10 protein-coding genes are annotated in these 25345 nt (G+C 73.1%); all 10 read left to right on the forward strand.

Annotation, left to right across the window (positions count from 1 at the left end):
- The first annotated feature begins 109 nt into the window (after positions 1-109).
- Positions 110-961 carry a mycofactocin-coupled SDR family oxidoreductase gene (locus FM051_RS01155; RefSeq protein ID WP_158839665.1) on the forward strand — a complete coding sequence of 284 codons (852 nt, stop codon included), beginning with the start codon at positions 110-112 and terminating at the stop codon, positions 959-961.
- Positions 958-2220, forward strand: coding sequence for a macrolide family glycosyltransferase (locus FM051_RS01160; protein ID WP_238412037.1), 1263 nt, complete (start codon positions 958-960; stop codon positions 2218-2220). Before FM051_RS01155 ends, FM051_RS01160 begins: the two co-directional genes overlap by 4 nt.
- Before the next feature lie 56 nt (positions 2221-2276).
- Positions 2277-3284, forward strand: coding sequence for a Gfo/Idh/MocA family protein (locus tag FM051_RS01165; RefSeq protein WP_158840059.1), 1008 nt, complete (start codon positions 2277-2279; stop codon positions 3282-3284).
- The gene (locus tag FM051_RS01170; RefSeq protein ID WP_158839667.1) at positions 3284-4021 is read left to right on the forward strand and encodes an NAD-dependent epimerase/dehydratase family protein; all 738 of its coding nucleotides are present in this window, start codon (positions 3284-3286) and stop codon (positions 4019-4021) included. Before FM051_RS01165 ends, FM051_RS01170 begins: the two co-directional genes overlap by 1 nt.
- A 33-nt stretch (positions 4022-4054) precedes the next feature.
- Positions 4055-5245 (forward strand): macrolide family glycosyltransferase, encoded by a 1191-nt coding sequence (locus FM051_RS01175; RefSeq protein WP_158839669.1) that lies wholly within the window; start codon positions 4055-4057, stop codon positions 5243-5245.
- Between the two features lie 64 nt (positions 5246-5309).
- Positions 5310-6809, forward strand: coding sequence for an AMP-binding protein (locus tag FM051_RS01180; protein WP_158839671.1), 1500 nt, complete (start codon positions 5310-5312; stop codon positions 6807-6809).
- Positions 6806-8044 (forward strand): type III PLP-dependent enzyme domain-containing protein, encoded by a 1239-nt coding sequence (locus FM051_RS01185; RefSeq protein WP_158839673.1) that lies wholly within the window; start codon positions 6806-6808, stop codon positions 8042-8044. Before FM051_RS01180 ends, FM051_RS01185 begins: the two co-directional genes overlap by 4 nt.
- Positions 8041-8547: a cobalamin B12-binding domain-containing protein gene (locus FM051_RS01190; RefSeq protein ID WP_158839675.1), complete on the forward strand. Its 507-nt coding sequence runs from the start codon at positions 8041-8043 to the stop codon at positions 8545-8547. The genes FM051_RS01185 and FM051_RS01190 overlap by 4 nt, the downstream gene beginning before the upstream one ends.
- Complete coding sequence (locus FM051_RS01195) at positions 8544-9815, forward strand: methylaspartate mutase (protein WP_274383420.1); 1272 nt, start codon at positions 8544-8546, stop codon at positions 9813-9815. Before FM051_RS01190 ends, FM051_RS01195 begins: the two co-directional genes overlap by 4 nt.
- 111 nt (positions 9816-9926) lie before the next feature.
- On the forward strand, positions 9927-25325 hold the full coding sequence (locus FM051_RS01200) for a type I polyketide synthase (protein ID WP_158839679.1): 15399 nt from the start codon (positions 9927-9929) through the stop codon (positions 25323-25325).
- The last annotated feature ends 20 nt before the right edge of the window (positions 25326-25345 follow it).

Below are 25345 nucleotides of genomic sequence, written 5' to 3' on the forward strand. Positions count from 1 at the left end.
CGGAGTGCCCACTTCGGTTTTCTGGGGGGTGCGCGGTCGTCCTAGGGGGTCTGCACGGCACTTCCCGCCGGTAGAACAACCAAAGGACCGCAGACAGAGGAGGACTCCCATGGGTGGGCGGGTGGAAGGCAAGGTCGTCGTGATCACCGGCGCCGCGCGCGGTCAGGGGCGCGGGTACGCCGTCCGACTGGCCGAGGAGGGCGCGGACGTCATCGCCATCGACCTGTGCGAGGACATCGACACCGCCGGCTACGCGATGGCCGGCCTGGACGACCTGGACGAGACCGCCCGCCTGGTGGAGAAGGCCGGGCGGCGTGCCGTGACGCAGCGCGCCGACGTGCGCGACCGGGCCGCGTTGCAGGCCGCCATCGACGCCGGTGTCGCGGAACTGGGCAGGCTGGACGTGGTGATCCCCAACGCGGGCATCCTGCCGATGGGGCCGCAGCGCCCGGTCAGCGCGTTCACCGACGTGCTCGACGTCGGCCTGCTCGGCGCGATCAACACCGTGCACTGCGCCCTGCCGCACCTGGGCGCCGGCGCGTCGATCGTCGTGATCGGGTCGATCGCGGCGTTCATGCCGCCCGCGCCGGAGGACGCGGGCGCGGGTCCCGGGTACAGCGGCTACAAGTTCGCCAAGCACACCCTCGTCGAGTACGTCGACGCGCTGGCCAAGCAGCTCGGGCCGTCCGGCCGCCGGGTCAACGCCGTGCACCCGACCAATGTGGACACCGACATGGTCCGCAACGAGTCGTACTACCGGACGTTCCGGCCCGACCTGGAGAACCCGACGCTGGAGGACGTCCAGCAGACGTTGACCATGATGCACGCGCTGCCGATCTCCCACGTCGGCCCCGAGGACGTCGCCCACGCCGTGGTCTACCTGGCGTCCGACGAATCGCGCTACGTCACCGGAACCCACCTGCGCGTCGACGGCGGCGCGCTGGCCAAGCTCGGACTGTGAAGGGAACCCCCGCGATGGCCCACCACCTCCTCTTCCTCTGCATGCCGAACTACGGCCACCTGCTGCCCAACCTCGCCGTGGTGGAGGAGTTGAAGCGGCGCGGGCACCGGGTCACGTTCGTCACCGGCGAGAGCCTCGCCGAGATCGTGCGCACGTCCGGCGCGGACGTGGTCACCTATCCCTCGCTGCACGACAAGCACGCCCCCGGTGAGCGCAAGTGGACCCAGGAGGGGGAGAACAACCCCGTCCACACCCTGGAAGACAGCGCGCTCATGCTGAGGGAGGCCAAGGCCAAGCTGGACGACGACCGGCCCGACGTCGTGCTGTACGACTTCGCGGCGTTCCAGACCGGGCGCATCCTCGCCGGCCGGTGGGGCGTGCCCGCCATCCAGCTCAACCCGATGTTCGCGGTGAACGAGCACTGGTCGCTGGCGCACGCGATCCACCCCGCCGAGCAGGACGAGGCCAAGGCGGAGGAGCAGGTCAAGCAGGAGGAAGCACCCGCCCAGGGCCTGCCGCCGGGTCTGGAGGCGTTCCTGGCCAAGCTCGGTGAGCTGCTGGCGGACAACGGGGTGCAGGCCTCGCCGTGGGAGTTCCTCAGCGCGATCGAGAAGTTCTCGCTGGTCTACGTGCCTCGCGCGTTCCAGTTCGCGGGCGAGACGTTCGACGAGCGGTTCGCGTTCGTCGGACCGTGCCTGAGCGACCGGTCGTTCTGGGGCGAGTGGCGCAAGCCCGACACCGACCGGCCGATCCTGCTGGTCTCGCTGGGCACCATCTTCAACGAGTTGGCCGACTTCTGGCGCGCGTGCGTGCGGGCGTTCGCGGACGAGCCGTGGCACGTGGTGATGACGGTGGGCCAGAACATCGACCCGGCCGAGCTGGAACCGCTGCCGCCCAACGTGGAGGTGCACCGGTTCGTCCCGCACCTGGACGTGCTGCGGCACGCGCAGGCGTTCGTCAACCACGGCGGCACCGGCAGCGTGATGGAGTCGCTGATCTGCGGCGTGCCGATGGTGGTCGTGCCGACGTCCACCGACGGCCGCCCGGTGACCGTGCGCGTGGAGCAGCTGGACCTCGGCCGGGAGGTGCTGCTCGACGACGTCACGCCCGAGCGGCTGCGTGACGCCGTGCGCGAGGTGGTCGGCAACGACACGATCCGCAAGAACGTGCAGGAGATGCGGCAGCTCATCGAGGACGCCGGCGGCGCGCCGCGTGCGGCGGACGAGATCGAGGCGTACGTGGCCCGGTCCACCGCCTGAGGCGCGCGCCAGTCGTCGGACCAGATCAACGCCCTAGCGGACTGGAGAGCCGAGTGATGCAACCGGTGCGGGTCGGGGTCCTCGGTGCGTCGTCGATCAGCTGGCGGCGCATGCTGCCCGCGATGCGGGACAACCCGGGCACCACGGTGGTCGCGGTCGCCAGCCGGGACAAGGCCAAGGCCGAGAGGTTCGCCGCGGAGTTCGGCTGCGCGGCGGTGGACGGGTACGCGGCGCTGCTGGCCATGCCGGACATCGAGGCGGTCTACCTGCCGCTGCCGAACTCGCTGCACTTCGAGTGGGCACGGGCCGCGCTGGAGTCCGGCAAGCACGTGCTGTCGGAGAAACCGCTGACCACGTCCGCCAAGGACACCGCGGAACTGGCGCGGTTGGCCGACAGCCGCGGCCTGGTGCTGCGGGAGAACATCGCGTTCGTCCACCACGGGCAGCACCGGCGGGTGGCGGAACTGGTCGACGCCGGTCGGATCGGCGCGTTGCGCCACCTCGTCAGCTCGTACTGCTTCCCGCCGCTGCCGCCCACCGACGTCCGGTACCGCCCGGAGCTGGGCGGTGGCGCGTTGCTGGACGTCGGTGTCTACGGGGTGCGTGCCGCCCAGTTCTTCGCCGGGGACGACCTCACCGTCGTCGGCGCGGTGCTGCGGCACGACCCCGAGACGGGGGTGGACGTGTCCGGGTCCGTCCTGCTCCGCTCCGGGAGCGGGGTGATGGCCACGGCGAACTTCGGTTTCGAGCACAACTACGGCTCCCGGTACGTGCTGTGGGGCAGCAAGGCCACGCTCAGCGTCGACCGCGCGTTCATGCCCGCGCCGTCGGCGGCGCCCGTGCTCCGCATCGAGGAGCAGGACCACGCCGAGGAGATCACGTTGCCCGCCGAGCACCAGTTCAGCAACTCGGCGGGCGCGTTCGCCGCCGCCGTGCGCACCGCGCAGCACGTGGGGCACGATCCCGACCACCGCGAGTGGGCCGGCACCGCGGTGCGGACCGGCGAGCTGATCGAGACCATCGCGGAGACCGCCGACCGGGTCACCATCGCGGCGGGTTCGTGATGGAGGTCGTCGGTCGCGGTTTCCTCGCGGGCAGCATCGGTGTGCTCGGTGACCGGCACCCCGGCGCGACGGTGCTGGCCGCCGGCGTGTCCAGCACGTACGTCACCTCGGCGGAGGACTTCGCCAGGGAGCTCGACCTGGTGTGCGAGGTGGCGCGGTCGTGCGTGCGCACCGGACGCGTGCTGGTGGCGTTCTCCACCGCCTCGCACGCGATGTACGGGGCGACCACGACACCGGCGCGGGAGGACAGCCCGGTCGCGCCGGTGTCCCCCTACGGCCGCAACAAGCTCGCGCTGGAGCAGGTGGTCGCCGAGTCCGGCGTGAAGTGGCTGGTGCTGCGGCTCAGCCACGTCTTCGGCGCCGGGCAGCGCGAACACCAGCTGCTGCCCAGTTTCATCCACCAGATCAGGACGGGGACCGTGCGGCTGTACCGGGGCGTGCACCGGGACGTGGTGGACGTCGCGGACGTGGTGTCCGTTGTGGACGGACTGCTGCGTGACGGCGTCACGGGCGAGGTCGTCAACGTCGCGTCCGGGAACCCGGTACCCGTCGAGCGGATCGTCGACGGCATCGAGCGGCGGATGGGCGTGACCGCCGACCGCGAGCACGTCGACGCCGAACCCATGCGCACGGTGGTGTCCCTGGAGAAGTTGCGGTCCCTGCTGCCCTGCGTGGGGCCGATCGGCGGCGGGGACTACCTCGACGCGGTGCTCGACCGCTACGTCGGGTGCTACTAGCAGAACGTCGGAAATCCCGATAGGAGAAGCACAGTGTCGGAGCACTACCTCTTCCTGACCGTGCCGGACCGCGGGCACGTCTTCCCGAACCTGGCGGTGGTGGAGGAACTCGTCCGCCGGGGCAACCGGGTCACCTACGTCACGGCCCCGAGCCTGGCCGACCGGGTGGAGGCCGCGGGCGCCGAGTTCCTGCCGTACGAGTCCGAGTACGAGGACATCGACAACAAGCTGGAGAACTTCAACAAGGGGCACGGCCTGCACGTGCTGATGCTCGTGGTGGACGAGAGCGCGGCGATGCTGCGCGCGGTGGAGTCGCACTTCGGCGACGAACGGCCCGACCTCGTCGTCTACGACGTGGTCACCTCGCACGCCGGCCGCATCCTGGAGCGCAAGTGGGGCGTTCCGGCGGTGCAGACCAGCCCGCTGTTCGCGCAGAACGAGAAGTTCAACTTCGGCTCCTCGTTCGACGACCAGGGCGAGACCGAGCAGCCCGACATGACGCCGTGGGTCGGCAAGATCATGGGCCTGCTGGGGCAGCACGGCCTGCAGGTGCCGTTCGACGAGTTCTTCATGAAGCCGGCGGACTTCACGGTGGTGTACGTGCCGCGGGAGTTCCAGCCGTTCGGGGAGAGCTTCGACGAGCGCTTCGCGTTCGTCGGCCCGTGCGTGGGCGACCGCAGCTTCCTCCAGCCCTGGCAGCCGCCGGAGACGGACCTGCCGATCGTGCTGATGTCGCTGGGCACGCTGTTCAACGACCTGACCGACCTGTTCCGGGTGTGCGTGGAGGCCTTCACCGACGCGCCGCTGCACGCCGTCATCTCGGTCGGCCAGGCGACCGACCCGGCCGCGTTCGGTGAGCTGCCGCCGAACATCGAGGTGCACCGCTGGGTGGCCCACCTGGACGTGCTGGAGCACGCGAAGGCGTTCGTCAACCACGGCGGCATGGGCAGCGTCCTGGAGTGCCTGAGCGTGGGACGGCCGATGGTCGTCATGCCGCTCGGCCCGGTGGACCGGCCGACCGGCAAGCAGGTCGAGCAGCTCGGCCTGGGCCGGATGATCCCGCCCGCCGAGGTGACGCCCGAGCTGCTGCGGCAGACCGTGCTGGAGGTGGTCGAGGCCGATCTCGACGAGAACCTGGCGCGGATGCGCCAGAGCATCGAGCGGGCCGGCGGGACCACCCGGGCCGTGAACGAGATCGAGGGTTACCTGAAGCGGCGGCGCTGACGTGGGCGGCGCTGACACGGGCCCCGACTCGGGCACTGACTCGGGCCCTGACACGGGCACTGACATGGCCGCTGACACGGACCGACTCGTCCACGGGCTGCTGGACCGGGCGGTGGCCGAGACGCCGGACGCGCCCGCCGTCCGGGACGCCACCGGCGGGTGGACCTACCGGCACCTGTCCGAGGTCAGCCACGCGTTCGGCGAATGGCTGCGGCTGGCCGGGATCGGCCGGGGCGACCGGCTGGTGGTGCAGTTGCCGAGCACCCGCGAGCTGGTCGCGATGTTCTACGGGGCGAGCAGGCGCGGGGTGATCTTCGTGCCGCTCAACCCCGCGATGCGCGAGTACCACCTCGCGTCCGTGCTGACCAACGCCGAGCCCGCCGCCGTGATCGCGGAAGGCGCCGCCGTGGAACGGATGCGCCGGGTCACCGGTGTTCCGGTGCACGACCTGGCGGACATCCGGCCCCGGATCGAAGAGCTCCACGGCACACGCACCGAGGCGGAGGTGCTGCCGGACGACATCGCGGCGCTCGTCTACACCTCCGGCAGCACGGCGGTGCCGAAGGCGGTGATCTGCCCGCACGCGCAGGTCACGTTCGCGTCCGAGGCGATCAACGCCGTGCTCGGCTACCGGCCGGACGACGTCGTGTTCTGCCGGTTCCCGCTGTCCTGGGACTACGGGCTCTACAAGGTGCTGCTGTCCTGCCTGGGCCGTTCCGAGATCGTGCTGGCCGGCGAGGAGTCCGACCTGCGGCTGCTGAGCCGGATGCGGCAGACGGGCGCGACGGTGGTGCCGATCGTGCCGTCGCTGGCCACGATGATCGCGACGCTGGCGCAGCGGGACACCGAGCCGCCGCCCCCGATCCGGATGATCACCAACACCGGGGCGGCGCTGCCACCGGCGACGATCGCCGCACTACGCGAGGCGTTCCCCGGCGTGCGGGTGGTGCGCCAGTTCGGCCAGACCGAGTGCAAGCGCGTGTCGATCATGCCTCCGGAGGAGGACGGCGAGCGCCCGGGTTCCGTGGGCCTCCCGCTGCCGGGCACCACCGTCGAGCTGCTCGGTCCGGACGGCGAACCGGTGCCGGTGGGCGAGGTCGGGGAGATCGTGGTGCGCGGGCCGCACGTGATGCCGGGCTACTGGCGTGCGCCGGAGGTGACCGCGCGGACGTTCCGGCCCGACCCGAGGACCGGGGAGACGCGCCTGCACACCGGGGACTACGGCCGGGTGGACGAGGACGGCTACCTGTACTTCGAGGGCCGGCGCGACGACATGTTCAAGCGCAAGGGCATCCGGATGAGCACGATCGAGATCGAGGCCGCGGCCATGGACGTCGACGGCGTCCGCACGGCGGCGGTGCTGCCGCCCACCGAGGCGCGTGATCTCGCGATAGTGGTGGAGAGCGACCTGGAGCCGCACGTGATCCTCAAGGAACTGGCCCAACGCCTGGAACCCGCCAAGGTGCCCGCGGTCTGCCGCGTCGTGGCGGAGCTGCCGCTCACCCAGCACGGCAAGAACGCCCGCGACGCGCTCGCGCGACTGGTCGACGGGGACCGGTCGTGAGCGGCCACACCGAAGTCGCGAGCGGCCACGCCGAGCTCGCCGCCCGTTTCGGCACGCCGCTGTACGTCTACGACCTCGACGAGGTGGCCGCCGCCCGGCGTGAGCTGGCCGACGCGTTGCCCGAGGAGTTCGAGCTGTACTACGCGCTGAAGGCCAACCCGCACCCGGACGTGGTGCGCGAGCTGCGCACGGGCGGGGACCGCGGCTGCAAGGCGGAGATCAGCTCCACCGGGGAACTGGCCGTCGCCCTGGCCGCGGGCTTCACCGGCGCCGACTGCCTCTACACCGGACCGGGCAAGACCTCGGCGGAACTGGACGAGGCCATCGAACTCGGCGTGCGGACGTTCTCGACCGACTCGGTCACCGACGTGCGCCGGGTCGGCACGGTGGCCGTCGGGCACGGCGTGGTCGTGGACTGCCTGCTGCGGGTGAACAGCGCCAACGCGAGCGCCACCACGAGCATCCGGATGACCGGCACGCCGTCCCAGTTCGGCTTCGACAGCGAGACGCTGGCCGACGTGCTGCCGGAGCTGCGCCGGGTGCCGGGTGTGCGGATCGCGGGGTTCCACTTCTTCCCGCTGAGCAACGCCAAGGACGAGGCCAGCCTGGTGGCGGAGTTCCAGCACACCGTCGAGCTGGCCGCCGGGCTGGCCAGGGACCTCGACCTGCCGTTGAGGGTGCTGGACATCGGCGGCGGTTTCGCGGCGCCGTACGGGGTGCCGGGCTCGCGCGGGTCGTACCCCAAGCTGCGCGCCGAGCTGACCGACGTGCTGGACCTGCACTTCCCCGAGTGGCGCGCGGGCTCGCCCCGGCTGGCGTGCGAGTCGGGGCGGTTCCTCGTCGGCACGTCGGGCACCCTGCTGGCGACGGTGAGCAACGTGAAGGTCAGCCGTGGCCGCAAGTTCGTGATCCTGGACGCGGGCATCAACACCTTCGGCGGCATGTCCGGGCTGGGCAGGCTGATGCCGGTGTCGGTCCGGCTGGACGGGCGGGAGGCGGAACGGGCCAGCCTGGTCGGTCCGCTGTGCACGCCCGGCGACGTGCTTGGCCGGGAGATCGAGCTGCCCGTGCTGTCGCCGGGAGACCTGGTGGCCATCCCGAACGCGGGCGCGTACGGGCCGACCGCCAGCCTGCTGGGCTTCCTCGGCAGGCCGGCGCCGACCGAGGTCGTCGTGCGCGGTGACGAGGTCGTCTCGGTGTCGCGGCTGGAACTGCGCCGGTCCGCCGCGCCGTGACCGGGGTCGACGTCCGGCCGGCCGGCACGGTGGTGGTCAGCGGTGTCTCGTCGGACGCGCACACCTGGAACCTGGTGTACCTGCAACTGCTGATCGAGGAACTCGGGTTCGAGGTGGTGAACCTGGGGCCGTGCGTCCCGGACGAACTGCTCGTGGACACGTGCGCGCGGGTGCGGCCGGTGATGGTGGTGGTCAGCAGCGTCAACGGGCACGGGCACGTGGACGGCCTGCGGCTGATCCGCGCGCTGCGCACGCGGGTGGAGTTGGACGGGGTCGTCGCGGTCATCGGCGGCAAGCTCGGCATCGACGACGGAGACGCCGAGCAGAACGCCGCCAAGCTGGTGGCCGCCGGGTACGACGCGGTGTTCGCCGACGGCGCGGGCGTGGGCGATTTCCGCGCACTGGTCCGTTCGTTGCGTCCGGAGCTGCGTCCGGAGCTGCGCCCGGACCTGCGCCGGGAACTGCGCCCGGACCTGCGTCCGGAACTGGAGGAGTCGGCGTGAGTTCGCTGGATCGGCGGCGGGTCGCGGACTTCGGCGCGTTCGTCAAGGCGGCGGGCGGGCTGGTGGTGCAACCGCGGATGGGGTTCGGGTCGCCGGAGCGGATGCGGGCGGGGCTCGCGGCCACGAAGTCCGCCGACGCCCGCACCGTCGGCACCATCACGCTCGACAGCTACACCAGGGTCGGCGACCACGAGGCCGTGGTCGACGCGTTGCGCCAAGGCGTCGGCCTCAACGGCTACCCGATCGTGCACTACGACCGTGCCGTCACCGAACGGGTCCTCGACGGCATCGGCGGCCCCGACTTCCCGGTGCAGGTGCGGCACGGCTCCGCCCAGCCCCGTGACATCTTCGCCGCGCTCGTGGCCTCGGGCATGAGCGCCACCGAGGGCGGCCCGGTGTCGTACTGCCTGCCGTACGGCCGCACCCGGCTGGCCGATTCGGTCGCGGAGTGGGCGGCCTGCGTGGAGAGCTTCGCCCGGCTGCGCGAGGTCGGCGTCGAACCGCACCTGGAGACGTTCGGCGGCTGCATGATGGGCCAGCTGTGCCCGCCGAGCGAGCTGGTGGCCATCAGCGTGCTCGAAGCGCTGTTCTTCCACGCCCACGGCGTCCGCAGCGTCTCGGTCAGCTACGCGCAGCAGACCAACCACGACCAGGACGTCGAGGCGGTGCTGGCGTTGCGCAGGCTGTGCGCCGAACTGCTGCCGCACCCGGACTGGCACGTGGTCGTGTACGCGTACATGGGCCTGTACCCGGTCACCCCGGAGGGCGCGTACCGCCTGCTGGGCAAGGCCGCCGAACTCGCCGTGGCCACCGGGTCCGAGCGGCTCATCGTGAAGACCGTCGCGGAATCGCGCCGCATCCCGACGGTCGAGGAGAACGTGTCCGCGCTGGAGCACGCCGCACGCGTGGCGGAACGGTCGCGCCCGTTGTCGGGTCCCGCCGATTCCGCGACCTACCAGGAGGCGCGGACGCTCATCGAGGCCGTGCTGAACCTGCACCCGGACATCGGGACCGCCCTGCGTACCGCGTTCGCCCGGGGGTACCTGGACGTGCCGTACTGCCTGCACCCCGACAACGCGGGCCGCACCCGCGGCTACATCGACGACCGGGGCTGGCTGCGCTGGGCCGACACGGGCCGGCTCCCGCTCGGTCGTGCGGTGTCCAGCCCGCGCACGGTCACCGCCGGCGGCCTGCTCGCGGACCTGTCCCACGTGCGGCGGGCGTACGACGCTCCCCACGCGCAGGTGGAGCCCGTCGCCGGGGTCTGACCGCCGCGCCGGCTTCGGGGGTGCCTAGGGGGTCGGGGTGGGGTTTGCGGCACCCCCTTGATCGTGTCCGATGGGATCGGTGGTCCTTGCCTGCTCTAGGAGTGTGCGCGGATGAGGGATCTGCTCGGTGTGGTGGTCCAGGCCACCGGTGACGTGCTTCGCGTGATCCGGCCGGACGGGTCCGTCGAGGTGCCGCCGGACCTGGCGTTCCGCGAGTTGGGCATCGACTCGCTCGGGGCGATCGAACTGCATCGCGTGCTGGTCGCCGCGACCGGCGTCGACCTGCCGGTCACGGTGGTGTTCGAGTGGCCGACGCCGCGCGCGCTGGCCGAGCACCTGCGATCCGTGCTGTCCGGCGGGGCCGTGTCCGAGGACGGGGCCGAGCCGGTCGACGTGGTGATGCCGGCGGCGGCCGACGACGACCCGATCGCGATTGTCGGCATCGGCTGCCGCTACCCCGGCGGGGTGACCGGCCCCGAGGAGCTGTGGCGGCTCGTGGCCGACGGCAGGCACGTGATCTCCGGGTTCCCCGCCGACCGGGGCTGGGACCTGGACGCGCTCTACGACCCGGACCCGGACAAGCCCGGCACCACCTACGTTCAGCACGGCGCGTTCCTGCACGACGCCGGGCACTTCGACGCGGACTTCTTCGGCATCGGCCCCCGCGAGGCCGCCGCGATGGACCCGCAGCAGCGGTTGGTCCTGGAAACGGCCTGGGAAGCCGTCGAACGCGCCGGGATCGCCCCGGACTCCCTGCACGGCACGCGGTGCGGGGTCTTCATCGGAGCCGAACCGCAGGAGTACGGCGTCCGCCTGCACGAGGCCCCGGACGGGCTCGACGGCTACCTGCTGACCGGCACCGCACCCAGCGTGGTCTCGGGCAGGCTGGCGTACGCGCTCGGGCTGGAAGGCCCGACCCTCACCGTGGACACGGCCTGCTCCGGGTCGCTGGTCGCGCTGCACCTGGCCGCGCAGGCGTTGCGCCGCGGTGAGTGCACTTTGGCGTTGGCCGGTGGCGTCGCGGTCATCGGCAACCCCGGTGTCTTCACCTCGTTCAGCCGCCAGCGCGGGCTCGCGCCGGACGGCGTGTGCAAGCCGTTCGCCGCCGCCGCCGACGGCACGGGCTGGTGCGAGGGCGCCGGGATCCTCGTCCTGGAACGCCTGTCGGACGCCCGGCGCAACGGCCACCGGGTGCTCGCCCTGGTCGCCGGTTCCGCGGTGAACTCCGACGGCGCGTCGAACGGCCTCACCGCGCCCAGCGGCCCGGCCCAGCAGCGGGTGATCCGGCAGGCGCTCGCCTCGGCAGGGATCAGCGCGTCCGAAGTGGACGCGGTCGAGGCGCACGGCACCGGCACCCGGCTCGGCGACCCCGTCGAGGCACGGGCGCTGATCGCGGCCTACGGGCACAACCGCACCCGGCCGCTGTGGCTGGGTTCGCTGAAGTCCAACATCGGGCACGCGCAGGCCGCCGCCGGCGTGGCGGGCGTGATCAAGATGGTGATGGCGCTGCGCAACCGGCTGCTGCCGCGCACGCTGCACGTCGACGCGCCCACACCGCACGTGGACTGGTCGGCGGGTGACGTGCGCCTGCTCACCGAGGCGGTGGAGTGGGAAGCGGACGGCTCGCCGCGCCGTGCCGGGGTGTCCTCGTTCGGTGTCAGCGGCACCAACGCGCACGTGATCCTCACCGAAGCTCCCGAGGAGGCGTCGGAGGAGGCGTCGTCGGAACAGCCGCCGGTGTCCGGGCTGTTCCCGGTCGTCGTCTCCGCCAAGACCGCGCCCGCGCTGCGCGCACAGGCCGGGCGATTGGCGCAATCCCTGCGCGACGGGCAGCTCACGGGCCGGCTTGTCGACGTGGCGATGTCCCTCGGCACCACCCGTGCCGCACTGCCGCACCGCGCCGTGGTCCTCGCCGAGGACTTCGAGGAACTCGGGCGCGGGCTGGATGCCGTGGCGGCCGGCGAGCCGGGACCGGTGGTCGGCAAGGCAGGCGGGCGGCTCGCCGTGCTGTTCACCGGGCAGGGCAGTCAGCGCGTGGGCGTGGGGCGGTCGCTGTACGCGCGGTACCCGGTGTTCGCGGCGGCGTTGGACGAGGCGGCCGGGTACCTGGACCTGCAACTCGACCTGCCGGTCCGGGACGTGCTGTTCGGGCGGGACGACCTGCTGGACCGGACGGTGTACGCGCAGACCGCGCTGTTCGCGGTCGAGGTCGCGCTGTACCGGTTGCTGGAGTCCTGGGGCGTGACACCGGATTTCGTGGCCGGGCACTCGGTCGGCGAGATCGTCGCCGCGCACGTCGCCGGCGTCCTGTCCCTGGAGGACGCGGCCACGCTCGTCGCGGCACGCGGCCGGTTGATGGACGCGTTGCCGGACGGTGGCGCGATGGTGGCCGTTGAGGCGACCGAGGACGAGGTCCGGCCGCTGCTCACGCCGGGAGTCGGGATCGCCGCGGTCAACGGGCCGGGCTCCGTGGTGCTGTCCGGCGAATCGGGTGCGGTGCTCGCGGTGGCCGCCCGGCTCGGTGGCCGGGCGAAGCGGCTGCGGGTGAGCCACGCGTTCCACTCCCCGCTGATGGAGCCGGTGCTGGCCGAGTTCTCCCGCGTGGCGCGGGTGCTGACCTACCACGAGCCCCGCATCCCGGTGGTCTCCAACGTCACCGGCGAGCCGATCGCGCTGCTCGACCCGGCGTACTGGGTCGAGCACGTGCGCCGCACCGTCCGGTTCTCCGATGCTGTGCGCCACCTGGAGTCGGCCGGTGTGACCACGTTCCTGGAGCTGGGGCCGGACCCGGTGCTCTCGGCCATGGGCCGGCAGTGCGTCAGCGGTGAGGACATCGCGTTCGCCGCCGTGCTCCGCCGTGACCGTGATGAGCGACGCGAGCTGCTGTCGGCGTTGGCGGTGGCTCATACGCGCGGCGCGCGGGTGGACTGGGGAGCCGTCCACGGCGAGGGCCGGTGGATCGACCTGCCGACCTATGCCTTCCAGCGCAAGCACTTCTGGCTCGCGGGTGCCGCCAAGCGGCGAGGCGGGACCGGGCACCCGTTGCTGGACACGGTGGTGGAGCTGGCCGAGGACGACGGTGTGCTGCTCACCGGCGAGGTCTCGCCGCACACGCACCCGTGGCTCACCGACCACGTCGTGGCCGGCGCGAACCTCCTGCCCGGCACGGCTTTCGTGGAGATGGCCGGGTTCGCGGCGGAGCAGGTGGGCTGTTCCGCCGTGGAGGAGCTGACGCTCCAGGCCCCGCTCCTGCTGTCCAGGAGGGTCGCACTGCAAGTGGCGGTGGGTGCCGCCGACGAGAGCGGCCGTCGCCCCATCGCCATCCACTCCCGGTCGGGAGATGCCGACTGGGTGCGGCACGCGGCGGGCGTGCTCGCGGACACGGCGGGTGCCCGTGTCGACCTGGTGGAGTGGCCTCCTGCCGGTGCGCAGCCGATCGGGATCGAGGGCTTGTACGGGGACTTGGCCGAGCAGGGGTACGGCTACGGTCCCGCGTTCCAAGGACTGCGCGCGGTCTGGCGGCGTGAGGCGGAGGTGTTCGCGGAGGTCGTGCTGCCGTCTGACGTTGCGCCGGAGCGGTTCACCCTGCACCCGGCGTTGTTGGATGCGGTGCTGCACGCCACCGATTTCGCCACTCCCGAGCCACCCGACCAGCGCGTCCGCCTGCCTTTCGAGTGGTCGGGCGTCACGCTGTTCGCCGGCGGCGCGTCCGCCCTCCGCGTCCGCATCGTGCCGACCGGGCCGGACTCGGTGGCGATGGCGATCGCGGACGCCTCGGGACGACCGGTCGCCGCCGTCGAGGGCTTCCGGTCGCGTCCAGTCGACCGGGTGGCTGCCGGCCCAGGACTGCTGACCAGGGCCTGGGTGCCGTGGACCGGCGCACCCACCGACCCCGGCGATTTCGTGGTCGAGCACTTCGAGCCCGGCCCCGCTGACGGTGACGTGCCGCAGGCGGTGCGGGACACCCTCGAGCAAGCGCTGGCCTGGCTCGCTACGAACACCTCGACCAAACTCGTCGCCGTCACGCGGGGCGCGGTAGCCACCTCCGAGGACGACCTGATCAGCCTGTCAGCTGCACCGCTCTGGGGTCTGCTCCGCGCGGCACAGGCCGAGAACCCCGGCCGGATCGTGCTGGTCGACACCGACCCCAACGCCGACCCCAACGCCGACTCCGGCTCCGGCTCCGGCGACATGCTCGCGGCAGCGGTTGCGGCGGGGGTGGCGGAGGTCGCGATCCGGCGTGGCGAGTTGCTCGTGCCCACCCTCGTCGCGGTGCCGCCAAGGCTCGACGGGGTGTGGCAGGCCCAGGGCACGGTCCTCGTCACCGGTGGCACGGGTGCGCTCGGTGCGTTGGTCGCCCGGCACCTGGTCGAGCAGCACCGGGTTCGCAGTCTGCTGCTGGTCGGCAGGCGGGGGCTGGAGGCACCGGGCGCGGATCGGTTGCGCGAGGAGCTCACGGCGGCCGGCGCGTCGGTGACGATCGTGGCGTGCGATGTCGGGGATCGGGCGGCGGTGGCGGCGTTGTTGGCCGAGCACCGGGTGGACGCGGTCGTGCACACCGCCGGCGTGCTGGACGACGGTCTCGTGGACTCCCTCACCGCCGAACGGATCGACAGCGTGCTGCGGGCCAAGGCCGATGCCGCCTGGCACCTGCACGAGCTGACCGGGAACCTGTCCGCGTTCGTGCTGTTCTCCTCGACGGCGGGTTTCCTGGACGGGGCCGGGCAGGGCAACTACGCCGCCGCCAACGTCTTCCTCGACGCGCTGGCCCACCACCGCCGGGCCGCGGGCCTGCCCGCCACGTCGATCGCCTGGGGACCGTGGCGGTCCGGGATGGCCGCCGACCTGGACGACGCCGCGCGACGCCGCCTGGCCCGGCTCGGTGTCGAGCCGATGTCGGACGAGGACAACCTCGCCGCGTTCGACACCGCTGTCGCGGGCGCGGAAGCCTGCGTCGTCGCGGTGAGGATGCGCCGACCCAGCCGACCCAGCCGACCCGGCCGAGCCGAGAAGCCGACCGGGCAGCCGGCGGTGGGTGACCCGCTCGAACTGGTCAAGTCGCAAGTCGCGGACGTGCTCGGGCACGCGAGCGCCGACGAGATCGACCCGGACCGGGCGTTCAGCGACATCGGCTTCGACTCGCTGGCCGCCGTCGAACTGCGCAACCGCCTCAAGGCGCTGACCGGACTCCCGCTGAGCGCCTCACTGGTCTTCGACCAACCGACACCTCGCGTGCTGGCCGCGTACCTGGCCGACCGGCTCGGCGGCGTCGAGCGCAAGACCGCCGTCCGGGCAACCGCCGCGACCGAGGAACCGATCGCGATCATCGGCATGAGCTGCCGCTACCCCGGCGGCGTCACGTCGCCGGAGGAGCTGTGGCGACTCGTGGTCGACGGCGTGGACGCGGTCTCGGGGTTCCCGACCGACCGGGGCTGGGACGTCGACAACGGGTACGACCCCGGCGCGACCCGCGAGGGCGGGTTCCTCTACGACGCCGCCCGGTTCGACCCGGACTTCTTCGGGATCAGCCCGCGCGAGGCGGCGGCGATGGACCCGCAGCAACGCCTGCTCCTGGAAGCCTCCTGGGAGGCGTTCGAACGGGCCGCGATCGACCCGACGTCCGTGCGCGGCACGCCCACCGGCGTCTTCGCGGGCGTGATGTACCACGACTGGGGCACCAGGCTCGGCGACGTGCCCGAGGACATCGCGGGCTACCTCGGCAACGGCAGCCTGGCCAGCGTCGTCTCCGGGCGGGTCGCGTACACGCTCGGTCTCGAAGGACCCGCCGTGACGGTGGACACCGCGTGCTCGTCCTCCCTCGTCGCGCTGCACTGGGCGGTGCGGGCGCTGCGGCAGGGCGAGTGCACGCTGGCACTGGCCGGCGGCGTGACCGTGATGTCCACTTTGGACACGTTCGTGGACATGAACCGGCAGGGCGGGCTCGCCGGGGACGGTCGCTGCAAGTCCTTCGCCGCCTCCGCCGACGGCACCGGGTGGGCGGAGGGCGTCGGCGTGCTCCTGCTCGAACGGCTGTCCGACGCACGGGCCAACGGGCACCGCGTGCTGGCGGTGGTGCGTGGTTCGGCGGTCAACTCCGACGGCGCGTCGAACGGCCTGACCGCGCCCAACGGCCCCTCCCAGCAGCGGGTGATCGAGCAGGCGTTGTCCGTCGCCGGCCTGCGTCCGTCCGATGTGGACGCGGTCGAGGCGCACGGCACCGGCACCCGGCTCGGTGACCCGATCGAGGCCGAAGCCCTGATCGCCACCTACGGCCAGGACCGGCCGCAACCGTTGCTGCTCGGTTCGGTCAAGTCCAACCTCGGCCACACCCAGGCCGCCGCCGGCGTGGCCGGTGTGATCAAGACGGTCATGGCGATGCGGCACGGCCTGCTGCCCAAGACCCTGCACGTGGACGAGCCGACGCCCCAGGTCGACTGGACGGCGGGCGCGGTGGAGCTGCTCACCGAGAGCCGCGCGTGGCCCGACCTCGGCCGTCCCCGCCGCGCCGGCGTCTCGTCCTTCGGCATCAGCGGCACCAACGCGCACGTCATCCTCGAACAGGCGCCGGACGCCCCGGAACCAGCAGGGAGCGGCCCCGCGATCGTCCCCTGGGTGCTGTCCGCGAAGACGCCACAGGCGTTGCGGGCGCAGGCGGCCCGGCTCAAGTCCGTCGACGGCGACGTGGCGGCGGTGGCCCGGACGTTGGCCACCGGACGTGCGGCGTTCAGGCACCGCGCGGTCGTGGTCGGCGCCGACCACGCGGAGTTCGCCCAAGCCCTGGGCGCGGTCGTGGGGGACGAGGTCGGCACCGGCAAGCTGGCCTACCTGTTCACCGGGCAGGGCGCGCAGCGGCTCGGCATGGGACGCGAGCTGCACGCCGCGTTCCCGGTCTTCGCGCACGCCTACGACGCGGCGATGGCCGAACTGGACCTGCCGGACACCGACGACGTGCGGCGGACGGACGTGGCCCAGCCGTTGCTGTTCGCGGTCGAGGTGGCGTTGTTCCGGTTGCTGGAGTCGTGGGGCGTCCGGCCGGACTTCCTGGCCGGCCACTCGGTCGGTGAGATCGCCGCCGCGCACGTGGCCGGTGTGCTGTCCCTGTCCGACGCGGCACGGCTGGTCCGCGAGCGCGGTCGGCTCATGTGGACGATGTGCGACCCCGGCGCGATGGTGGCGGTCCGGGCCTCCGAGCAGGAGATACGGCCGCTGCTGACCCCGCACGTCGACATCGCGGCGGTCAACGGCCCGGAGTCGCTCGTGCTGTCCGGGACGGAGGAGGCGGTCGACGAGCTGCTGGCGCGGCTGGGTCGCAAGGGCGGCAGGCTCAAGGTGAGCCACGCCTTCCACTCGCCGTTGATGGAGCCGATGCTCGACCGGTTCGCCGCGGTCGCCGCCGACCTGACCTACTCGCCGCCGTCGATCCCCGTGGTGTCCACCGTGACCGGCGACCCCACCGACGAGATCGCGACGCCGGAGTACTGGGTGCGGCACGTGCGCGCGACCGTTCGGTTCGCGGACGCCGTGCGCTACCTCGAATCGGCTGGGGTCACCACGTTCGCCGAGGTCGGGCCGGACGCCGTGCTCACCGCGATGGGACCCGACTGCGTGACGGGGGAGGCGGCGTTCACCCCGCTGCTGCGCCGTGACCGGTCCGAGGAACGCGAGGTGCTCGCCGGTGTCGGAGCCCTGTGGGCCCGGGGGACCGACGTCGACTGGGCGGCGGTGCTGGGCGAGCGGGGCGCCGGGCACGTGGACCTGCCGACCTACCCGTTCCAGCGCGAGCACTACTGGCTCGACGCCCGGCCCGGCCCGGCCGACGTGTCGTCCGCCGGCCTCGACCGCGTCGGTCACCCGTTGCTCGCCGCGGCGATCGCGGTGCCGGGTTCCGACGAGGTGGTGCTGACCGGGCGACTGTCCCGCCGGACGCAGCCGTGGCTGGCCGACCACGAGGTGCTCGGCCGGGTCCTGTTGCCGGGCACCGGTTTCGTGGAACTCGCCTTGCGGGCGGCCGAGCACGTGGGCGCGTCCGGGGTGGCGGAGCTGACGCTCGAAGCGCCCCTGGTGCTGCCGGAGGACGGCGGCTTGCCCATCCGGGTGGTCGTCGGCGGCGATGGCACGATCGCCGTCCACTCCCGTGCGGAGGATGCGGAGTGGGTGCGGCACGCGACCGGGCGACTGGCCGTGACCGCAGCCGCACCGGAGTTCGACCTGGTGCAGTGGCCGCCGCCCGGCGCCGTCCCGGTGCCCGTGGCCGCCGCTTACGACAGCCTGGTGGAGCGCGGGTACGGGTACGGACCGGCCTTCCGCGGCCTGACGGCCGCGTGGCGGCGCGGCGACGACGTGTTCGCCGAAGTCGCCCTCCCCGATTCGGTCTCCGCGTCCGGGTTCGGCCTGCACCCCGCGTTGCTGGACGCCGCCATGCACGCCGACCTGCTCGACGAGCACGGCACGGCGGCCGGTGACACGCTGCTGCCGTTCTCGTGGAGCGGTGTCACCCTGCACGCGCCCGGCGCGGACGCCCTGCGCGTGCACATCCGCCGGATCGACGGTGACGAGCGGTCCGCGATGTGGTTCGCGGACACCGCCGGTCGTCCGGTCGCGACCGTCGAGTCGCTGGTCTCCCGGCCCGCCGAGCGCAGCCGGGTCGTGTACCGGCTCGACTGGCAGCCGGTGTCGGGCGACGGCGCGTGGTCGACGGGCACGTCCACGGCCGCACCCCGGAGCACGGCTGTGGGCGGTGGGAGGTCGAACGCCGCGGTCGTCTTCGAGGTCCCGGCCGGCGAGGGCGATGTGCCGACGCGCGCCCGTGCGGCGACCGGCGCGGTGCTGACCGCCGTCCGGGACTGGCTGGACGACGAGCGGTTCGACACGAGCAGGCTGGTCGTGGTGCTGCGCGGCGACGACCTGGCCCACGCCCCCGTCCGGGGACTGGTGCGGGCCGCCGAGGTCGAGAACCCCGGCCGGTTCACGTTGTTGGAGGTCGACGACCCGGACAGCCCGGCGGTCGCCGACGCGGTCGACTCGGGCCTGCCGGAGGTGGCGGTCCGCGACGGCCGGGTCCTGGCACCGCGCCTGGTCCGCACGGCGGTGCCGGACGGCACGGCACCGTGGGACGGCACGGTGCTGATCACCGGCGGCACCAGCGGGCTGGGCGCGCTGGTCGCGCGGCACCTGGTGACCGAGCACGGGGTGCGCCGGCTGGTGCTGACCAGCCGCCGGGGTGGTGCGGAGGAGTTGCGGGCGGAGCTGACCGCCGCCGGTGCCGAGGTCACCGTCGCGGCCTGCGACGTGGCCGACCGGGAGGCGCTGGCCGCCCTGCTGGCGGACATCCCGGACCTGCGGGCCGTGGTGCACGCGGCGGCCGTGGCCGAGGGCGGGCTGGTCGGCTCGCTCACCGAGGAGAAGATCGACACCGTCTTCCGGCCCAAGGTCGACGGCGCGTGGCACCTGCACGAGTTGACGCGGGACCGGGACCTGGCGGCGTTCGTGCTGTTCTCGTCGGCGGGCGGGCTGGTGCTGGCCGCCGGACAGGGCGACTACGCCGCCGCGAACGTCTTCCTCGACGCGCTGGCCGAGCACCGGCAGGCGCAAGGTCTGCCCGCGACGTCGATCGCGTTCGGCATGTGGGCCGTGGACACCGGACTGGGCGGTCCGCTCACCGACGCCGACCTGGACCGGATGCGCAGGCTCGGCCTGCCGGCCATCGAGCCCGCCGAGGGCTTGGCGCTGTTCGACGCGGTCGTGGCGTCCGGTGAGCCGCTGCTCGTGCCGTTGCGGGTGGATGCGAAGGCCGCGGAGCTGCCCGTGCTGCTGCGGCCACGCGCCGCCGTGCCGCCCGTGGCGTCGGGCACCACGGACCGGCGGTCGCTGGTCGACCTGGTGCGCACGCACGTCGCGGCGGTCCTCGGGCACGCGGGCGTGGCGGCGATCGGGCCGGACCGGGCGTTCAAGGAACTGGGCTTCGACTCGCTGGCCGCCGTGGAACTGCGCAACGCGCTGGACAAGGCGACCGGGTTGCGGCTGCCGGCCACACTGGTGTTCGACCACCCGACCGCGCGCGCCGTCGCGAGCTTCATCGCAGAACGGCTGGCGGGCACGACGGCGACCACCCCTGGCACGTCCACCCCTGGCACACCCGCCCTGGTCGTGGACGCGGACGAGCCCATCGCCATCGTGGGCATCGGCTGCCGCTTCCCCGGCGACGTGCGCGACAGCGCCGGGCTGTGGCAGCTGGTGGCCGAAGGCCGTGAGGCGATCACCGGCTTCCCGACCGACCGAGGCTGGGACCCCGACGCCCTCTACGACCCCGAACCGGGCGTGCCGGGCCGCACCTACGTGCGGGAAGGCGGGTTCCTGCACGACGCGGCCGAGTTCGACCCCGAGTTCTTCGGGATCATGCCGCGCGAGGCGTTGGCGATGGACCCGCAGCAACGGCTGCTGCTCGAAGGCGCGTGGGAAGCGGTCGAACGGGCCGGTATCGACCCGACCAGCCTGCGCGGCAGCCGGACCGGCGTGTACGTGGGCGTGATGTACCACGACTACGGCTCCAGGCTGCACGACGTTCCCGACGACGTGGCCGCCTACCTGGGCAACGGCAGCGCGGGCAGCATCGCGTCCGGTCGGGTCGCCTACGCGTTGGGGCTGGAGGGTCCGGCGGTCACCATCGACACCGCCTGCTCCTCGTCGCTCGTCGCGCTGCACATGGCCTGCCAAGCCCTGCGCCGCGGCGAGGTCGGCCTCGCGCTCGCGGGTGGCGTCACGGTGATGTCCACGCCGGAGATCTTCGTGGAGTTCAGCAGGCAGCGCGGGCTGGCGGCCGACGGTCGGTGCAAGGCGTTCGCGGGCGCGGCCGACGGCACCGGCTGGTCCGAGGGCATGGGTCTGCTGCTGGTGGAACGCCTGTCCGACGCCCGGCGCAACGGCCACCCGGTGCTCGCCGTGATCCGCGGCAGTGCCATCAACCAGGACGGCGCGTCGAACGGCCTCACCGCGCCCAACGGACCGTCGCAGCAGCGGGTGATCCGGGAGGCGCTGCGGGCGGCCGGCCTGCGCCCCGGCGAAGTGGACCTCGTGGAGGGCCACGGCACAGGTACCCGGCTCGGTGACCCGATCGAGGCCCAGGCGCTCCTGGCCACCTACGGCCAGGACCGCACCGAGCCGGTCCGGCTGGGCTCGGTCAAGTCGAACATCGGCCACGCCCAGGCAGCGGCCGGTGTCAGCGGTGTCATCAAGGTCGTGGAGGCGCTGCGGCACGGAGTGATGCCCCCGACCCTGCACGTCGACGAGCCGTCGCCGCACGTGGACTGGAGCGAGGGCACCCTCGAACTGCTCACCGAGGCACGGCCATGGCCCGAACACGACCGCCCACGCCGCGCGGCGGTCTCCTCGTTCGGGCTCAGCGGCACCAACGCGCACGTCATCCTGGAGCAGGCGCCAGCTCCTGTCCCCGCCCCAGCCCCCGTGCCCGTTCCCGCATCCGTGCTCGTTCCAGCGGAAACCGCGGCACCCGTAGTACCGCTCGTGCTGTCCGCGCCGACCGCGGAAGCCCTGCCCAGGCAAGCCGAACGACTGCGGGAACACCTCCTGGTCAACCCCGAACAACGCCTGCTGGACGTCGGCTTCTCCCTGGCCACCACGCGCGCCCTGCACGACCACCGCACCGTCATCGCCGCCACCGACCGCGAGCAGGCGCTCCGAGACCTCGCCGAGCTGAGCGGGCCGATCCGGACCAGGACGGACGGCGCGACCGCGTTCCTGTTCACCGGACAGGGCGCGCAGCGCCTCGGCATGGGACGTGAGCTGCACGCCGCCTTCCCCGCCTTCGCCAAGGCGTTCGACGCCGTGGCGGCCGACATCCGCGACGTGATGTGGGGCGAGGACCCGGACGCGCTCAACCGCACCGAGTTCGCGCAGCCCGCGCTGTTCGCGATGGAAGTGGCGCTGTTCCGGCTGCTGGAGTCGTGGGGCGTCCAACCGGACTTCCTGGTCGGGCACTCCATCGGCGAGATCGCCGCCGCGCACGTCGCCGGCGTGCTGTCGCTACCGGACGCGGTGCGGCTGGTCTCGGCTCGCGGCCGTCTCATGCAGGCGTTGCCGGCCGGCGGGGCGATGGCCGCGATCGTGGCGTCCGAGCAGGAGATCCTCCCGCTGCTCACCCCGGACCTGGGCATCGCGGCCGTCAACGGACCGAACGCGGTGGTCGTGTCCGGCGCCGAGGAACGGGTGCGCGACGTCGTGGCGGCTTTCGCCGCACAGGGCAGGCGGACGACCCGGCTGCGGGTGAGCCACGCCTTCCACTCGCCCCTGATGGAGCCGATGCTCGACGAGTTCGCCCGCATCGCCGCCGACCTGTCCTACGCGTCGCCGCGCATCCCGATCGTGTCCACCGTGACCGGGACCGTCACGGACGTGGACGCCGACCACTGGGTCCGGCACGTGCGGGCCACCGTGCGGTTCGCGGACGCCATGCGGCACCTGGACGAGCAGGGCGTCACCACCTACGTCGAACTGGGACCGGACAGCGCGCTCGGCGCGATCGCGGACGTGCCGGTGGTGCCGACGGTCCGCAGGGACCGGCCGGAGGCGGACACCCTGCTCACCGCCCTCGGCGCGCTGGACGTCGACTGGCGCGCGTACTTCGCCGGTTCCGGCGCCCGCCGGGTCGACCTGCCGACGTACTCGTTCGAGCGCAGGCACTTCTGGCTGCGCTCCACGCCCGCCCGCCACGACGTCACGCGGCTCGGCCAGACCGACGCAGGTCACCCGCTGCTCGGCGCGGTGATGGACACCCCCGAGGGCGGCGTGGTGCTCACCGGGCTGATCTCCACCGCGACGCACCCCTGGCTGGCCGACCACGACGTGCTCGGCCGAGTCGTGCTGCCCGGAACCGCATACGTGGACCTGGCGTTGCGCGCGGGGGAAGAGGTCGGCTGCGACGTCATCGAGGAGCTGACCATCGAGCAGGTCCTCCTGCTGCCCGAACGCGGCGGGGTCGCGTTGCGGGTGGTGGTCGGGGAGCCGGAGCCGGACGAGCGGCGCTCGCTGGCCGTGTACTCGCGGGTGGACGGCGAACCGTGGACACGGCACGTCTCCGGTTGGCTCGCCTCCGGTACCGCACCGCCCGTGCCGCTGGACGTGTGGCCGCCCGCCGGCGCGGAGCCCGTGGACGTCGACCTGGCCGAGGTCTACGACTACCTCACCGGCCAGGGCTACCACTACGGGCCGACGTTCCGGGGCCTGCGCGCGGTGTGGCGGCGGGACAAGGAGGTGTTCGCCGAGGTCGCGTTGCCGGAGTCGGCCGGGCCGGACGCCGCCGGGTTCGGTGTGCACCCGGCGTTGCTCGACGCCGCGATGAGCGCCACCGACTTCCTCGGCGACCGGACCCCGCAGCAGGCGGGCGGCACCCAGCTCCCGTTCTCGTGGTCGGGGGTCGCGCTGCACTCCGCGGGCGCTTCCCGGCTGCGCGTCCGCATCACGTGGACCAGCTCGGACCCGGCGGCCGGAGCCGAAGCGGTCCGGCTCGACCTGGCCGACCCGGCGGGCACACCCGTGGCGACGGTGGAGTCGCTGGTCGTGCGGGTGCTGACACCGGAACGCATCGCCGCCGCGGGTGCGCGGACGACGGGGGCCGACTCGGTGTTCCGCCACGACTGGCGGCAGTTGCCGCTGGGGGCCGCGGCCGACGCCGAGCCGGGGGACTGGGCCGTGCTCGGCAACCTCCGCATACCCGCGAAGCCATACGCCACCCTGGCGGACATCACCGAGGCACCGGAGGTCGTGTTCCTGCCGTGCGGCGCGGGCGGTGACGGCGACGTTCCGATCGGCGTGCGTTCGACGCTGCACCACGTGCTCGGCGTCGTGCGGGAGTTCCTCGCCGACGACCGGTTCGCCGCGACGAAGCTCGTCGTGGTGACCACGGGAGCGGCCGGGCTCGCCGGCGAGGACGTGGACCTGGTGCAGGCGCCGGTGTGGGGCCTGGTGCGGGCCGCGCAGGCGGAGAACCCCGACCGGATCGTGCTGGTGGACGTCGACGGTCTGCGTTCCTCTCTTCGCACCATGGCCGCCGCGCTGGCGTTGGGCGAGCCGGAGCTGGCGGTGCGGGGCAGCGAGGTGCGGGTGCCGCGGCTGGCCGCCATCCCGGCCGGACCACGGCGGGACGCGCCCTGGGACCCCGATGGCACCGTGCTGATCACGGGCGGCGTCAGTGGCCTCGGCGCGGTGCTGGCACGCCACCTGGTCGAGGCCCACGGCGTGCGGAACCTGCTCCTCGTGGGCAGGCGCGGTGCGGACACACCGGGTGCGGACCGGTTCGACGCGCTCGAAGCCAACGTGACGATCGCCGCGTGCGACGTGACCGATCGGGACCAGTTGGCACGGCTGCTGGAGGGAAGGCGGCTGACTGCGGTCGTCCACGCCGCCGGGGTGCTCGACGACGGGCTGGTGGCCGGGCTGACCACCGATCGGCTCGACCGGGTGCTGCGCCCCAAGGTGGACGCCGCGTGGCACCTGCACGAGCTGACCAGGGACATGGACCTCGCCGCGTTCGTCGTGTACTCGTCAACGGCGGGCACGATCGACCCCGCCGGCCAGGGCAACTACGCGGCGGCGAACGTCTTCCTGGACGCGCTGGCCCGTCACCGCCGTGCGACGGGACTGCCCGGAACGTCGCTGGTGTGGAACCTGTGGACCGGCCCGGACGGGATGGGCGCGCACACACCCGAGGCGGTGGCCGCGCGGATCGCGCGGATGGGGATGCCCGCGCTGTCGCCGGAGGACGGGCTGGCGCTGTTCGACCAGGCCATGGGGTTGGACGACCCCGTGCTGGTCCCGTTGCGGCTGGACCCGGCCGCGCCCGGTCCCGTGCCCGCCGTGCTGGGTGACGTGATGCGCGCGCCCACACCACCCCGTCCCGAGCGTCGACGGACCCGCCGCGCGGAACCCGTGGCGGCGGGCGGCCCCACGTTGGAGCAGAAACTGGCGGGGCTCGACGAGTCCGGTCGCGAGCGACTGGTGCTGGACCTGGTGCGCGAACACGTGGCCGCGGTCCGGCACGACGAGTCCGGTGCGGTAGAGGCGGGCAAGGGCTTCACCGAGATGGGCCTGGACTCGCTGGCGGCGGTCGAACTGCGCAACCGACTCGGCACGGCCACCGGCCTGCGCCTGCCGGCCACGCTGATGTTCGACCACCCGACCCCCGCCGCGCTCGCCCGGCACCTGCTCGCGGAACTCGCGCCCGCACTGCCCTCGGCCGGCGCACCCGCCGAGAACGGTGCCTCCGCCGACGACGAGCGGATCCGCGAGTCGTTGTCCCGGATCCCGATCGAGCGGCTGAGGGAGGCCGGTCTGGTGGACGCGTTGCTGCGCCTGGCCCCGGCGACGCAGCCCGCACCGACCTCGCTAGCGACACCGACGACACCGACGACACCGGCGCCCGAGGACGACCTGAGTGACGCGATCCGCGCGATGGATGTGGATGACCTCGTGCGGACCGCGCTGGCCGGAGGGGATTAGGGACTGAAGTGGACACCGAG

The sequence above is a fragment of the Saccharothrix deserti genome (genome assembly GCF_009769385.1).
Lineage (GTDB): Bacteria > Actinomycetota > Actinomycetes > Mycobacteriales > Pseudonocardiaceae > Actinosynnema > Actinosynnema deserti.

Excerpts from the sequence above, each read along its gene's own strand:
- FM051_RS01155 (WP_158839665.1), top strand. The coding sequence starts at position 110 with ATGGGTGGGCGGGTGGAAGGCAAGGTCGTCGTGATCACCGGCGCCGCG.
- FM051_RS01165 (WP_158840059.1), top strand. The coding sequence starts at position 2,277 with ATGCAACCGGTGCGGGTCGGGGTCCTCGGTGCGTCGTCGATCAGCTGG.
- FM051_RS01170 (WP_158839667.1), top strand. The coding sequence starts at position 3,284 with ATGGAGGTCGTCGGTCGCGGTTTCCTCGCGGGCAGCATCGGTGTGCTC.
- FM051_RS01180 (WP_158839671.1), top strand. The coding sequence starts at position 5,310 with ATGGCCGCTGACACGGACCGACTCGTCCACGGGCTGCTGGACCGGGCG.
- FM051_RS01200 (WP_158839679.1), top strand. The coding sequence starts at position 9,927 with ATGAGGGATCTGCTCGGTGTGGTGGTCCAGGCCACCGGTGACGTGCTT.